Origin of the sequence: Fontibacillus panacisegetis (assembly GCF_900102215.1) — a bacterium.
Taxonomy (GTDB): domain Bacteria; phylum Bacillota; class Bacilli; order Paenibacillales; family Paenibacillaceae; genus Fontibacillus; species Fontibacillus panacisegetis.
This window is the reverse complement of sequence record NZ_FNBG01000001.1, coordinates 374,074-388,690: the sequence shown is the minus strand read 5'-3', so window position 1 is coordinate 388,690 and position 14,617 is coordinate 374,074. Positions and strand designations below refer to the sequence as shown.

The window sequence follows — 14,617 nt, the reverse complement described above, 5'->3', positions numbered from 1 at the left end:
CATATCAGTGGAACTTATGGAAGGAAGGGACGACATGGAATTCGGAAGATTGATTACAGCGATGGTTACGCCTTTTGATAATCAGGGTAACATCGATTGGGAACAAACAGCACGTCTTATGGACTATTTGATCGAAGAGCAAAAATCCGACAGCCTTGTCGTTAGTGGTACGACAGGTGAATCTCCAACTTTAACCGATGAGGAAAAGCTGAAGCTATTTGAATTTTCGGTAAAACATGCGGCTGGCCGCTGTAAAATTATTGCAGGTACTGGAAGCAACGAAACAGCGCATTCTGTCAACTTGACCAGAGAAGCGGAAAAACTTGGAGTCGATGCAGCGTTACTGGTAGTGCCTTATTATAATAGACCATCACAAGAAGGCATTTATCGTCATTTTGAAGCCATTGCAAATGTAACAAAGCTTCCAATTATTGTGTACAATGTGCCAAGTCGCACCGTTGTCAGCATGAGTGCTGAAACTACGCTTCGTTTGGCTCAAATTCCAAATATTGTTGCGACGAAGGAATGTGCTCCGCTAGAGCAGGTAGCTCATATTGTTTACAATGCTCCAGAGGGTTTTAGGGTGTATTCCGGAGATGACTCCGCTGCATTGCCAGCAATGTCTGTTGGCGGATACGGAATTATTAGCGTAGCGAGCCATTTGGTGGGCGTTAAAATGAAACAAATGATCCAGGTTTTTCAGGAAGGGCATGTGCAGGAAGCTGCGAAAATGCATCAAGAGCTGCTGCCAATGTTTAAAGGGCTGTTCGAATGTCCGAATCCGGTTGCTGTTAAATATGCGCTAAACGAGATCGGATATGCTGTTGGCACTGTTAGGCTTCCGCTTGTTCCTCCAACTGAAGAAGAGGGAGAACGGATCAGAAAATTGCTCAAATAGCGACTAAATATATGCTTGATTTCCAGAAACCGATGGCTCTTTCGAGGCATCGGTTTTTTTGCTATGGAGCATCGTAACGTTAAGAGGGTGTAAAGGGTTTGCTTGTGTTTTGCCAAAATAATCATGTATAATGAATTTAAGTGACTGGGTGCGGTGAAATTTATTATTAAGAATTTAATAAATGTGCGTTCATCAAGTTTGATTAATCGGACTAACCGAAAACAACTTTTTGAATTAACTTTTAATTAAAAGGAAGCACTATAAGTGCATTTAATTTACAATTTAAATTTACGACGTCCAAATTATTAGGAGGGTTAGATTCACTTGTCCAAAAAAATGAATAATGATAAACTGATGATCTTTGCATTGGGCGGCGTCGCAGAAATCGGGAAGAACATGTATGCCGTTCAGTATGGCAACGATATCGCTGTGATTGATGCCGGACTAAAATTTCCGGAAGAGGACATGCTCGGTATCGACATCGTCATTCCTGACATTACTTACTTGACGGAGAACCGTGATAAAGTAAGAGGTATTTTGCTTACGCATGGTCATGAAGATCATATTGGTGGGTTGCCATATGTGCTCAAAAATCTAAATGTCCCTGTATACGGTACCAAGCTGACTTTAGGTCTTGTAGAGAACAAGTTGAAGGAAGCGGGACTGCTTGGTGAAACTAAGCGGATTTTAATTAATGCTGATTCTGAAGTAAAGCTGGGTTCCACAATGAAGGCAACATTCTTCAAAACAAACCACAGTATTCCGGATTCAGTCGGGGTATGTATCGAGACTCCGGAAGGAAATGTTGTGCATACGGGTGACTTCAAATTCGATCATACTCCAGTCAATGATCAATTTGCAGATTTGCATCGTATGGGAGAAATCGGGAAGAACGGTGTTCTTGCTCTCTTGTCGGATAGTACGAATGCAGAGAAACCCGGATTTACACCTTCTGAAAAAAATGTCGGCCTTGTGTTAGATGATATTTTTAGCAAGGCTGCGCAACGTGTAGTAGTTGCAACGTTCGCATCCAACGTTCACCGGATACAACAGGTAATTGATGCGGCCTACACTACTGGTCGTAAAGTTACAATAATTGGTCGTAGTATGGTCAATGTAGTGAGCATAGCTGCTGATCTTGGTTATTTAAATGTACCTGATGGAATTTTGATTGAACCTGAGGAAGTTAACAAGATGGCTGCAGATCGCGTTGTGATTCTGTGTACTGGCAGCCAGGGTGAACCTATGTCTGCTTTGACTAGAATGGCACGTTCTACGCATCGCAAAGTTGATATTTTGCCTGGGGATACTGTTATTATTGCGGCAACTCCGGTTCCTGGCAATGAGAAGTATATTGGTCGTACTATTGATGAATTGTTCCGTCTAGGTGCAGAAGTCATCTACAGTGGTTCGAATTCCGGTGTTCACGTATCTGGTCACGGTAGTCAGGAAGAATTGAAATTGATGCTCAACTTGATGCGTCCTAAGTATTTTATTCCTGTTCACGGTGAATATCGTATGCTTCGCAAGCATGCACTTCTTGGCGAATCTGTAGGCGTTGAGCCTGACAACATTTTCCTGGTAGATGTCGGTGATGTTGTGGAAATTCAGGATGGTGTTGCGCGTAAGGCGGGCAAGGTTCCATCCGGTAATGTTCTGATCGACGGTCTTGGCGTTGGTGATGTGGGCAACATCGTACTTCGTGACCGTAAGCTGTTGTCACAAGACGGCATTTTGGTTGTAGTTGTTACGTTAAGCAAACAGGATGGTACGATTGTATCCGGTCCTGATATTATTTCCAGAGGTTTCGTTTACGTTCGTGAATCAGAAGGTTTGCTTGAAGAAGCTAACCGTATCGTATCAAGTACGCTTGAGAAACTGATGAGTGAAAATGTTAATGAATGGGCTTCCTTAAAAACGAATGTTAAAGATGCGCTTGGACGTTTCCTATATGAACAAACACGACGCAGACCGATGATACTCCCAATCATTATGGAAGTATAAGGATCACTGCATTTAGCCCTGAACAGCACAATTTAGGCACACAGTCGCCTCTTCTTCCTAAGGTATATTGGACGGTTCCTTTGGAAGAAGGGGCTTTTTTGCGTTGATTCATACACTTTCCAGTCTAAGATTGTCTGGTGCATAGAGGCAGGAACAATGACGGCATACTACTTGATGTATGTAATTAGGCCAATACAGGGCCGGGGAGCCCGGGAAGGATTGTTATGATGGAGATGGAAAGAGAGATAGAATTCCTATGTAACACTGTTAAAGCTGATGCAGAACCTGCTCCTAATGAGCCTGAAACCGAAAAAAAACCGGAAGGGGATTCAGAGGCAATCCAGCAATTAGGACAAACTACGATCCCGACACCAGGTGAATCCAATGTTTTTTGTCTGACCATTATCGGACAGATCGAAGGACATTTGGTACTTCCTCCACAAAATAAAACAACAAAGTACGAGCATTTAATTCCCCAGCTAGTCGCGGCAGAACAAAATCCTCGTATCGAAGGACTCATGATTATTCTCAATACCGTAGGAGGAGACGTGGAAGCAGGTCTTGCTATCGCTGAAATGATAGCTTCTCTTTCAAAGCCGACAGTAACGGTAGTTATTGGAGGTGGACATAGCATAGGTGTACCGATCGCAGTTGCTTCTGACTATTCCTTGATTACGGAAAGCTCAACGATGACGATTCATCCGATACGTATGACAGGTCTAGTCATTGGTGTGCCTCAGACATTTGAATACATTGAGAAAATGCAGGAAAGAGTTGTTCGTTTTGTGACGGCGCATTCAAAAATCACCGAGCAATTGTTCAAGGAACTGATGTTCAAGACAGGAGAGCTAAATCGTGATATCGGAACGGCTGTAGGGGGTAGCGACGCTGTAAAGTATGGACTTATTGATGGTCTCGGCGGAATTGGTGAAGGCTTGAAAAAGCTGAATGCTCTAATTGAATTGCGTAAGAATACCTCATTACCAGGAGGAATCACTCAATGACGCATTATACGATTATTCCTGAGGAGCTTTACTGGCAGAATGAAGCTGAACAGCAGCAGTATCAAGAAATTGAAATGTCCGGTATTTTGATGCAGGTGAGAATGGATACAGGAAATACGGCAACGATTGTACGTTTGCTGCGATGTAGTTTGGATGATTATTTGAATCCATCTTTTGCTCCAGGCCAACAAATCATGTTTTTTCCAATGCTTCTTAAGTGAATATCTTGTAGTTTTTGAGCGATCAATATCCTCCCTCCAAATGATTATGGTATAATATTCATCTGGGGGGTGTTCCTGTTTGGCACGAAAACGTAAAAAGAAAAAAGCTGCAATTGGCAGTATGCTTAAATACGAAATTTATGGGATCTTCCTGATCACTTTGTCCATCATTGCCTTGTCCGGGGAAGCTGCAGTAGGACGCTCATTGTCTAAAATGTCAGCTCTTGTTCTCGGCAAGTTTTATTTTGTAATACCGTTAATTGGCATATATGTTGGACTGGCAGTTATGATTTCAAGGAAATGGCCGAATCGGTGGACGACAAGACGCACTGGAATATTACTTGCAGTTCTTGCGCTTGTATTAATGAGTACGATTTCAGCTATGGGACATAAGCTTGCTCCAGCAGTTCCTATGACGTTCGGCAACATCATGGGACAAATCCACAGGGATTTGCAGCAATCGTTATTTACGCCTACCTTCGCGGATGGCGGGTTTAGCATGCTTAATCTTGATATTAGTGGTGGATACATAGGAGGACTTGAATTTGCTCTGCTGTATTCTTTATTTGGCATGGCAGGTGCAAAACTTATTATGATCGTCCTGCTGGCAATCAGCTTTATGCTGATTACTGGATTGTCATACGTCGAATTGTTCAGATTGATTCGTACAAGGATGGGAGAGTTTGGTCATCAGCTTGGCAAGAAAATACGCTTGCTTCGTCCAGTTCCGGTTACGAACAAAACAAAATCGAAAAAGACGAATAAACCGCTCGAGGTTCATGATTATGCAGCAGAAAGCGATTATGAAGACGAGGAAGATATGGAATATGATATACCTGCTGCAAATCGCAAGAAAAAGTCGGGAAAACCGGTGTTTTTCCAGCTCTTTGGTTTTAAGGACCGTGCTTCCAAATCTGTAAATGGAACCGATGAAAAGGAGCAGGATGATCTTGATCCAGAACATGTTCGTGCTGGGGCTGCTGAGAAGAGCCATGATCCACAAGATCACGATCATTTATCTGCTGAAGACAAAGCTGAAGTTGCACAAGGGATAAACTGGAACAATCTTCAGTATGCCAGCTCTTCTTCAGAGGTGGATACAGGTCCGATCATTCGGGATTTCTTTGACAATATCCAAAGGGATGGACGTCTGGATGATGAGGATGCAGAATGGGGGGATCATGAGCATCAGCTGGATGGCTACGATTCGGCTATAGATGCTTCCTCGGTGATATCATCCGAATCAGAGCCAATCAGCAGCCATACGGACGATTCTTTACATGATGCAGCTCCTGAAGAGGAAGAGAAAGCACAGTCATCGAACACAGGGCATGTGCCTGAGGCAGAAGCAGCTCCGCTTCCACCTAAGCCTGCACCAAAACCGTACAAGCTTCCGTCTTTTCGTTTATTATCCAAACCAGCGAATGCGGGGAAATCAGGAGATCAGGCGGATTATATGCAAACTGCTCGCAAGCTGGAAGCTACTTTGGAGAGCTTCGGTGTACGTGCTCGTGTACTAGAGGTAGTACGTGGACCAGCTGTAACAAGATATGAGATTCAGCCGGACATTGGTGTTAAGGTTAGCAGGATCGTTAATCTCACTGATGACATAGCTTTGGCGCTCGCTGCCAAAGACATTCGGATGGAAGCTCCTATTCCTGGTAAATCAGCGATTGGGATAGAGGTTCCGAATAATGAAGTATCCCTGGTGACTATGCGTGAGGTTATGGAGACGCCAACCTTTGTAGACGCTGAAGCTAAGCTCACTATTGCCTTTGGCCGTGACATCGCTGGTCAGACGATTGTTGGCAATTTGGCGAAGATGCCTCACTTGCTTGTTGCAGGTGCAACCGGCTCCGGTAAATCAGTATGTATTAATGGGATTATTACGAGTATTCTGTATAAAGCGAAGCCGGATGAAGTTAAATTCATGATGGTTGATCCTAAAATGGTTGAGCTGAACGTGTATAATGGTATCCCGCATTTGCTAACTCCGGTAGTTACCGATCCGAAACGCGCTTCATTGGCACTTAAGAAAATTGTTGTTGAAATGGAGAAACGCTATGAGCTGTTCTCTAAATCAGGAGCACGCAATATCGAAGGTTATAACTTGATGATGAAGGAGAAGGAGGATCTCGCAGGGGTTCTGCCTTATATCGTTGTCATCGTGGATGAGCTTGCTGACCTTATGATGGTTGCAGCTAATGATGTTGAGGATGCTATTGCACGTCTTGCCCAAATGGCACGTGCTGCCGGAATCCACTTGATCATAGCGACTCAACGGCCTTCAGTAGATGTCATTACTGGTGTAATCAAAGCTAATATTCCGTCACGGATTGCCTTCGGGGTATCGTCGCAGGTTGATTCTCGTACGATTCTGGATATGGCAGGAGCCGAGAAGCTTCTTGGTCGTGGGGATATGCTCTTTATGCCTATGGGGGCATCGAAGCCAACACGCGTACAGGGAGCATTTATGAGCGATCAGGAAGTAGAAACAATCGTAAATTATGTTCGAGGACAGGGACAAGCAGAATATGATGAAAGCCTCGTGCCAGAAGTTGATGAAGGAGCTCCTGATCAGGATGAAATCCTTGACGAGCTGTACGATAACGCGGTACAAATTGTACTTGAGGCTAAACAGGCATCCGTCTCACTGTTACAGCGTCGTATGCGCGTTGGATACACCCGTGCTGCCCGTTTGATTGACTCGATGGAAGCAAGGGGTATCGTTGGGCCTTACGAAGGCAGCAAGCCACGTGAGGTGCTTATGACGATTGAACAATATAAGATGGGTAAGATTTCTTCTTAATGGTAACAAAGCTTAATAAGAGGCTGCTCCGATGGTCCACTTGAACTGTGACTAAGGAGCAGCTTTTTTGTATTCTATTGATGGCTAAGTATCTTTTTTGTGGTGCATAGGAAAGGGTCAGGATTGTCATAATAAAGTCAACCAACCATGTATAATCCACAAGAGAAAGGTAGAGCTAAACGATATGAATAAAGCGAGAATGTGGTTTGCTGCAGGTTTAGTGCTGCTTTTGCTAGGAATCGGTTATGCGTTGTTTCAGCATAAAGCTGAATCTGATGTGAAAACCAATGAAAATATTCCTGAGCAGGCGATTCCAGTATTCAGTGAGCAGGTCATTACTTATGGAGCTAATGGTAAAGACGTGTACGAGTTGCAAGGAAGACTGAAGTATCTAGGGTTCTATTATGGTAAGTTAGACAGCAATTTTGGCCCGAAAACTCGCGATTCGCTAAAATGGTTCCAATCTGAATTTGGAATGAAAACAGATGGTTTGGCAGGTCCCAAGACGAAGCTAAAGCTATACAACGCAACTAAGGCCTGGAAACCAGGAATGGAGACAAGTGTCGCGGGCCAAGCAGGCAGTGCGCAGAAAGCAAAAAAAGAAACAGTGAATACTGAAAAAGAAACCGCAAAGAAAGAATCGGAGGAATTGGCTCCTTCGAGCGCAATGGGTCTTTCAGATAATGATCTGAGAATTATGGCTAATGCGGTATATGGAGAAGCACGTGGTGAGCCTTTTGAAGGTCAGGTAGCGGTAGCAGCCGTTATTCTGAACAGAGTTAAGTCGCCTAGCTTCCCTAATACGGCTTCAGGCGTCATTTTCCAGCCTGGTGCCTTTACAGCAGTGGCAGATGGGCAAATTTGGCTCGAGCCAAACGAGAACGCACGTAAAGCCGTTCAGCAAGCGCTTAATGGATGGGATCCCTCCGGTGGTTGTCTGTACTATTTTAATCCTGAGACAGCTACTTCAAAATGGATCTGGACCCGCCCTCAAGTAAAAACGATAGGTAAGCATATTTTCTGTATGTAATCATAAACCCTATACAAAGGAGCAGCCGCTTGTTCGTTAGGTTGCTTCTTTACTTTGGATTGGTATAGAATGGATTTAATTTTATTAAGATATATCATCAGTCTCTCGTAAAGGAGTTTTGGTCTTGAACAAGCCGATATTTGAACGCGGAAGTGCGGGGAATATTCGTATTCACGTGCTGCCGACTACCCGATTCAAGACGTTTGCCATTTCGCTTTATGCTGGTATTCCGCTTAGTAGCGAAACGGTTACTACAACAGCATTAACGCCGTTTGTTCTTCGGAGAGGTACAGAAGCTTATCCGGAGACAATTGAATTTCGTGAACAGCTGGAACGCCTCTATGGGGCTGGCTTTGGGTTCGATATTTATAAGCGTGGTAATTATCAAATTGTAACCTTCCGTATGGATACTATTAACGATTCTTTTGTGAAGAGCAATGAGTCATTATTGGCGAAAAGCTTTGAATTTTTGGGAGAAGTCGTAACTAAGCCAGCTCTTGAGCAAGGTGCTTTTCGTCCCTCCTATGTCTCTGCTGAGAAGGAAACTATTCGCAAAAAGCTGGAGTCCATAATCAATGATAAAATCAGATACGCGGCTGAACGATGTATTGAAGAAATGTTCCGAAATGATCCTTATCGGTTGCATCCGTTGGGGCAACGAAGCGATCTTGAAGGGATAACGCCTGAATCTCTGTTCACTGCTTATCAGCATTGGTTGAAGCGGGCTAGCCTTGACCTTTATGTTGTAGGAGATACTTCTCTTGCAGAGGTACAGGAATTAGTCGAGAAATCATTTAATCTAGATCGGCCAGTATCTCCTGATTACAATCCTGAACACAGTAAGTTAGAACAAGGTGAAGTTCGCGTCGTGAAGGAAAGCCTGGATGTAAATCAAGGCAAGCTGAATCTGGGATTCCGTACTCCCATTACTTATGCTGATGAGCGATACGCAGCTGCTCTGCTATATAATGGCATCCTCGGCAGCTATCCGCATTCCAAGCTGTTTATGAATGTACGCGAAAAAGCAAGTCTTGCTTATTATGCTTCTTCACGTTTTGACGGACATAAAGGTATAATGACGATTCAATCCGGAATTGAAATCGATAATTATGATAAGGCTCTTGAAATCATCGAAGCACAACTTGCGAGTATGAAAGCAGGAGAAATTAGTGAGCTGGAGATAAATCAGACCAAGGCGATGCTTCGCAACAGTTTATTGGAGATTCAGGATTCGGCTTTTGAGATGATTGCCTACGATTTTAATCGTGTATTGTCAGGTAAAGATCGTCCAACCGAACAATTACTGAGTCAAGTTGAGAAGGTAACGCCACAAGATGTTGTAGATGTTGCCAATGGTATCCATAAGGATACGATATATTTTTTGACAGGGCAGAAGGAGGGGTAACCTGTGGAAGCCATCACATATGATCGTTTGCAGGAAACTTTGTACCATGAGACGATGGACAACGGACTTCAAGTGTATGTTTTACCTAAACAGGGATTTAAAAAGACATATGCGACGTTCTCTACAAAATACGGATCAATAGATAATCATTTTCAGGTAGAAGGACAAGAAGAGATCACAGTGCCGGATGGTATTGCGCATTTTCTGGAGCATAAAATGTTTGAGGAGCCGGAAGGTGATATTTTCGCCAAATTTGCTTCACAGGGCGCTTCAGCCAACGCGTTTACCAGTTTCGACCAGACGGTGTACCTGTTCTCTGCGACAGAGAATGTTTCGGACAATTTGGATACTCTGATTAACTTCGTCCAGCATCCGTACTTTACAGATCAAAATGTGGAAAAGGAAAAAGGCATTATTGGTCAGGAAATCGGCATGTACGGAGATAATCCGGACTGGAGAGTATATTTTGGATTAATCGAAGCGATGTATGCCGTTCATCCGGTACGCATTGATATTGCGGGAACTGTAGAATCGATTAGTACGATTACTAAGGAGACGCTGTATACCTGCTATAACGCTTTTTACCATCCAAGCAACATGCTGCTGTTTGTTGTTGGTGGTGTCGATCCTAAAGAAGTATTCGAGCTGGTTAGAAATAATCAGGCACAGAAAGAATATAAACCCCAAGGATCTATTGCTCGATTGTTTGACCAGGAGCCTCAGGCTGTTCATGAGAAGCGTAAGGTGATTAAGCTACCTGTGTCGCTGCCTAAATGCTTATTCGGCTTTAAGGAGACGAAGCATGGCATTAAAGGAGAGGATCGCGTTCGTCGTGATCTGGCAACAAAGCTGGCTCTTGACCTGTTGCTGGGTTCCAGTACGAAGCTGTATCAGAAGCTGTATGATATGGATTTGATCTCTGACAGCTTCTCGCATGAATATAATAGCAATCCCAATTATGCCTTCTCGGCAATCGGCGGTGATACCAAAGACCCTGATCGTATGCTTGAAGTCATTACCGAGGAGATAAAAGCTGTTACTGTCTCAGGATTCAAGAAAGAGGATTTTGAGCGGGCTCGTAACAAAAAAATCGGTGGGTACTTGCGTATGTTGAATTCACCGGAAAATATTGCCCATGAGTTTACTCGCTACCGTTTCCGGGATGGAGATTTATTCAAAGTCCTGCCAATCTATGAGTCGTTAACTCTTGATGAAATTAATACAGCACTTCGTGATCATATTGATTGGAATCAGCTTGCGGTGTCACTAGTGGTGAGCCCGTAAATGATAAATTATGGGATGGAGAAAAATATCGGGGAAATGACCGTACTGGTAACCGGAGCAAGCCGGGGAATTGGAGCGCAGATTGCGCTCCGATTTGCATCAGTAGGCATGAATGTAATTATTCACTATATGAAATCGCATGAAGCGGCCAATGAAGTTGCACGAAAATGCATGGATTTGGGGGCCCGGGTTATGACGGTGTCGGCAGACCTTCGCAGCAAGGATCAGATTGCTAAAATGAAGGATAAACTGGACAGTCATGGTTTGAGACCAGACATTCTTGTTAACAATGCCGGTATCGCCCATTACGGACTGTTTTCGGATGTGCAGGAAGCCGGGTGGGATGAAGTGATGGATGTGAATCTTAAAAGCGTATTTCTGTGTACACAAATCTTCATGCCGCACATGATTTCACAGCGTTTCGGACGTATTATCAATGTGTCATCTGTTTGGGGTATAACCGGTGCATCCTGCGAGGTCATCTATTCTGCAGCCAAAGGTGGAGTTAACGCCTTTTCTAAGGCGCTGGCTAAGGAATTGGCTCCCTCAGGTGTTACAGTAAATGCAGTGGCTCCTGGAGCTGTTAAAACAGATATGATGGCTGATTTTGACGATGAGGAGCTGCGTCTTATTGAAGAAGAGATCCCTGTAGGTCGGTTAGGCAGTCCAGAGGAGATTGCTTCTTTAGTATACTTTTTGGCATTGCCAGAATCGGGTTACATTACAGGTCAGGTAATTAGTCCAAACGGTGGTTGGCTTACCTGATTTGTACTCTGGGGCAACCGCATAAGGAAGCCCTAAATATCGCATATTACAACTGTTGAATTTTAAATCGCCAATCAGAGGAGGATTTAAACGATGTCAACAGTAGTCAAAAATTTCGATCGCTGGAAGAAGTTTCTGGGTGAACGCGTTCAGCATGCGGAAAATGTCGGTATGAGCGAAGAGGCAATTGCTAACCTCGCATATGAAATCGGTGGTTTCCTTGATGAGAAGGTCGATCCTCAGAACGATTCTAACCGCGTTCTCAAGGAAATTTGGGATGTGGGAAGCGAGGAAGAACGAAAAACCATCGCTCGCTTGATGGTTAAATTGGCGAAGAAAAACGCATAGTTTTGGCTTTGAAAAGCTCCCATTTTCGGGAGCTTTTCTCCCATTTTTTACTGCGGCTTGCCTTTCAAAAAAAATTTATATATCATAAAACACGTATTGTTCGTTGTCTTACTGACTGCTGAAACAAAGTTTTCTAATAAAGCAGGAAATAAGGCCTATTTTGTCGAATGGTGCTAATGGAGTAAAGAAGGTGTCTTTTATGCAACAAAAACAATGGTATTTAGAATATAAGATACATAAAAACCGTCCAGGGCTTCTTGGTGATATTGCTTCTATGCTCGGTATGCTGGAAGTGAATATTATTACTATTAATGGCGTTGAAGGGAAGACCCGCGGTCTTCTTCTTGAGACGGATGATGAAGACAAGATCGCCCAAATCGACAAAATGCTGCGTAAGGTAGACAGTATAACTGTTACTGCTCTTCGTAGTCCACGTCTCGTTGATTTGCTGGCTGTACGTCATGGACGATATATAGATCGGGATTCAGATGATCACAAGACATTTCGGTTTACTCGGGATGAGCTTGGATTACTTGTCGATTTTTTGGGTGAAGTATTAAAGAGGGAAGGTAATCAGGTCATTGGTCTTCGGGGGATGCCCCGTGTAGGCAAGACAGAGTCAATCATTGCAGGCAGTGTATGTGCGATGAAGCGCTGGACCTTTGTTTCCTCAACCTTGCTAAGACAGACAGTACGGAGTCAATTATCCGAAGAAGAGATGAACCCGAACAACGTATTTATTATTGATGGTATAATCAGCACTTTACGGTCTAATGAAAAGCATTACCATCTGCTGAAGGAATTGATGAATATGCCATCTACCAAAGTTATTGAACACCCTGATGTGTTTATTCAAGAGTCTGATTTTGATTATGACAATTTTGACATTATTATAGAATTGCGTAACAATCCGGAGGAGCAGATCGTCTATGATATGTTCAGTACAAATTACACTGACGACTTTTGATATTGATGATATGGTTATATGAACAATTACAACGCTCATGAATCCGGTTAAGCTGGATAGCTATATAGACTTGAGGATTTTAATAATAATAGGAGGTGATGGTCGTGTCGGAATTGGGACAACGTTTAAAGGAAGCCCGCCTTGCCAGAGGCTTATCGCTGGACGACGTTCAAGAAATGACTAAAATTCGCAAAAGATATTTGGAAGCCATCGAGGCTGGAGATTATAAAGTGCTGCCGGGGAGTTTTTATGTGCGGGCATTTATTAAAACCTATGCTGAAACGGTAGGTGTGGATGCAGATGAATTGCTAACGGAGCATCGGAAAGATGTGCCGGAGACAGTTCAAGAGAAAACAATGGAGCCCGTGCTTCAGAAGCGTCGCAGCAGACAGACAACCGAACGTAATTCCAAATGGTTATCCACAACACTAATGTGGTCATTTGCTGTTATTATTTTAGTCGTTATTTATTTATATTTTGCAGTATGGGGTAATTTTAATGAAGCTGATAAAAACAAAGAGACTGATCCAACTCCGGTAACGACAGAGGCTGGAATCAAAGGTCCGAAAGATGATAATAGCTCAACGGATAATGCTAGCAAAAATGGCAGCAATGCGACCCCGAATAACGGACAAACTAACGGTACGGACAATACTCAGCAGAACTCAGGAAATGAGCCGGACAGCAATAATAGTACTGAACCGGGTAGTACAGGAACCATTTCCGTTACTCCTGATGGAACAGAGGGAAGCACGACTAAATTCAAGGTGCAATCTCCAGGCAATCAGCCAGTTCAAGTTGTAATTAACGCAACCGGCAAGAGCTGGGTTGAGGTGCGTAAAGGCAATAAGAGCGGCGAAAAGCTGTATTATGATAACACCACAGAAGGTGAAGTATTAACTTATGATTTAGGACCAGAAGGGCTGTATATTAAATCAGGCGCTTCCTCCAACACAGCAATTACGGTTGCTGGACAAGAAGTTAAGGACGGTAAGAACACTTCCAAAATTCAATTGAATCTCGATAATGGAACTTCGAATAGTGATGCCTCGACAGATCTGGGAACGAACAGTACCACAGGTACGAATTCTAGTTCGAATAATTCGGGTGTAACTACAGAATAAATAGTGTGATTTTGACGTTATCGTGTATAGATGTAATGGAGACTGACCTTAGATATTACGCCAGTAATGTCGGGTCAGTCTTTTATTATGATGTAAAAAAGGGGGAGGTTCCCTCGACTTTGCGAAAACTTTTACATATAATTAAGAAATATATGGACAAGGAAAGGAATGTGAATAATGGCTTCAGAAAACTCTTTAGATATTGTCTCCAAAATGGACATGCAGGAGCTTACCAATGCGATTGATCAAACTGAGCGCGAAATTGCAAATCGATTTGACTTCAAGGGCAGTAAAAGCGAGCTGAAAGTAGAGAAGGACACTCTCGTAATCCTCTCTGATGATGAATATAAACTTAATGCGGTCATTGACATTTTACAATCTAAAATGATCAAACGTGGTCTGCCCATCAAAAATCTGGATTACGGCAAGGTTGAGCCCGCTTCCCTCGGCACGGTTCGCCAACGCATTAATTTAAAGCAAGGGATCGATCAGGAGAATGCTAAAAAAATCAACGTCCTCATTCGCGATTCCAAGCTGAAAGTGAAAAGCCAGACCCAAGGTGATCAAATTCGTGTAACTGGCAAAAGCAGAGATGATTTACAGGAAATCATGCAAATGCTGCGCAAAGCGGATCTGACCGTAGATTTGCAGTTTACGAATTTTAAATAATTCGTGGTACAGTCTCTCGCAGTGTTTTTATCGCGGCGTGGGACTTTTTCATGTTTTTGACACCGCTGTTTAGGAAATATTATACTTAT

At 43.2% G+C, this 14,617-nt stretch carries 13 protein-coding genes; all 13 read left to right on the top strand.

The annotated features are described in order from the left end of the window. The first annotated feature begins 34 nt into the window (after nt 1-34). The 13 genes from dapA to BLS49_RS01790 all read left to right on the top strand — a co-directional run bounded on the left by dapA (nt 35) and on the right by BLS49_RS01790 (nt 14,528). On the top strand, nt 35-898 hold the full coding sequence (gene dapA, locus BLS49_RS01850; protein WP_091226223.1) for a 4-hydroxy-tetrahydrodipicolinate synthase: 864 nt from the start codon (nt 35-37) through the stop codon (nt 896-898). A 324-nt stretch (nt 899-1,222) separates the two neighbouring features. After that, on the top strand, nt 1,223-2,902 hold the full coding sequence (locus BLS49_RS01845; protein WP_091226221.1) for a ribonuclease J: 1,680 nt from the start codon (nt 1,223-1,225) through the stop codon (nt 2,900-2,902). 227 nt (nt 2,903-3,129) lie between these two features. Next, entirely contained in the window at nt 3,130-3,906 is a 777-nt protein-coding gene (locus BLS49_RS01840; protein WP_425432100.1) for a ClpP family protease, read from the top strand. Further along, a complete protein-coding gene (locus tag BLS49_RS01835) occupies nt 3,903-4,127 on the top strand; it encodes a YlzJ-like family protein (protein ID WP_091226219.1) in 225 nt (74 codons plus the stop codon). Before BLS49_RS01840 ends, BLS49_RS01835 begins: the two co-directional genes overlap by 4 nt. A gap of 79 nt (nt 4,128-4,206) precedes the next feature. Then, nucleotides 4,207-6,936: an FtsK/SpoIIIE family DNA translocase gene (locus BLS49_RS01830; protein ID WP_091226218.1), complete on the top strand. Its 2,730-nt coding sequence runs from the start codon at nt 4,207-4,209 to the stop codon at nt 6,934-6,936. Between the two features lie 184 nt (nt 6,937-7,120). Next, the gene (gene sleB / locus BLS49_RS01825; RefSeq protein ID WP_091226217.1) at nt 7,121-7,966 is read left to right on the top strand and encodes a spore cortex-lytic enzyme; all 846 of its coding nucleotides are present in this window, start codon (nt 7,121-7,123) and stop codon (nt 7,964-7,966) included. A 124-nt stretch (nt 7,967-8,090) separates the two neighbouring features. Continuing rightward, on the top strand, nt 8,091-9,371 hold the full coding sequence (gene yfmF / locus BLS49_RS01820) for an EF-P 5-aminopentanol modification-associated protein YfmF (RefSeq protein WP_091226215.1): 1,281 nt from the start codon (nt 8,091-8,093) through the stop codon (nt 9,369-9,371). Nucleotides 9,372-9,374: 3 nt separating this feature from the next. Beyond that, a complete protein-coding gene (yfmH, locus tag BLS49_RS01815) occupies nt 9,375-10,655 on the top strand; it encodes an EF-P 5-aminopentanol modification-associated protein YfmH (protein WP_091226214.1) in 1,281 nt (426 codons plus the stop codon). Beyond that, nucleotides 10,656-11,420 carry an elongation factor P 5-aminopentanone reductase gene (gene ymfI / locus BLS49_RS01810; RefSeq protein WP_091226212.1) on the top strand — a complete coding sequence of 255 codons (765 nt, stop codon included), beginning with the start codon at nt 10,656-10,658 and terminating at the stop codon, nt 11,418-11,420. Nucleotides 11,421-11,513: 93 nt separating this feature from the next. Continuing rightward, the gene (locus BLS49_RS01805; protein ID WP_091226211.1) at nt 11,514-11,768 is read left to right on the top strand and encodes a DUF3243 domain-containing protein; all 255 of its coding nucleotides are present in this window, start codon (nt 11,514-11,516) and stop codon (nt 11,766-11,768) included. Nucleotides 11,769-11,967: 199 nt separating this feature from the next. Next, nucleotides 11,968-12,735 carry a DUF3388 domain-containing protein gene (locus BLS49_RS01800; RefSeq protein ID WP_091226209.1) on the top strand — a complete coding sequence of 256 codons (768 nt, stop codon included), beginning with the start codon at nt 11,968-11,970 and terminating at the stop codon, nt 12,733-12,735. Nucleotides 12,736-12,839: 104 nt separating this feature from the next. Continuing rightward, a complete protein-coding gene (locus BLS49_RS01795) occupies nt 12,840-13,859 on the top strand; it encodes a helix-turn-helix domain-containing protein (RefSeq protein WP_091226207.1) in 1,020 nt (339 codons plus the stop codon). Nucleotides 13,860-14,036: 177 nt separating this feature from the next. Next, nucleotides 14,037-14,528, top strand: a complete 492-nt coding sequence (locus BLS49_RS01790; RefSeq protein ID WP_091226205.1) for a YajQ family cyclic di-GMP-binding protein — start codon at nt 14,037-14,039, stop codon at nt 14,526-14,528. Nucleotides 14,529-14,617: the final 89 nt, after the last annotated feature.

What these genes read in the sequence shown, in the direction of transcription:
- BLS49_RS01835 (WP_091226219.1), top strand. Translation starts at nt 3,903, where the DNA reads ATGACGCATTATACGATTATTCCTGAGGAGCTTTACTGGCAGAATGAA.
- BLS49_RS01790 (WP_091226205.1), top strand. Translation starts at nt 14,037, where the DNA reads ATGGCTTCAGAAAACTCTTTAGATATTGTCTCCAAAATGGACATGCAG.
- dapA (WP_091226223.1), top strand. Translation starts at nt 35, where the DNA reads ATGGAATTCGGAAGATTGATTACAGCGATGGTTACGCCTTTTGATAAT.
- BLS49_RS01840 (WP_425432100.1), top strand. Translation starts at nt 3,130, where the DNA reads ATGGAGATGGAAAGAGAGATAGAATTCCTATGTAACACTGTTAAAGCT.
- BLS49_RS01805 (WP_091226211.1), top strand. Translation starts at nt 11,514, where the DNA reads ATGTCAACAGTAGTCAAAAATTTCGATCGCTGGAAGAAGTTTCTGGGT.
- BLS49_RS01800 (WP_091226209.1), top strand. Translation starts at nt 11,968, where the DNA reads ATGCAACAAAAACAATGGTATTTAGAATATAAGATACATAAAAACCGT.
- ymfI (WP_091226212.1), top strand. Translation starts at nt 10,656, where the DNA reads ATGATAAATTATGGGATGGAGAAAAATATCGGGGAAATGACCGTACTG.
- sleB (WP_091226217.1), top strand. Translation starts at nt 7,121, where the DNA reads ATGAATAAAGCGAGAATGTGGTTTGCTGCAGGTTTAGTGCTGCTTTTG.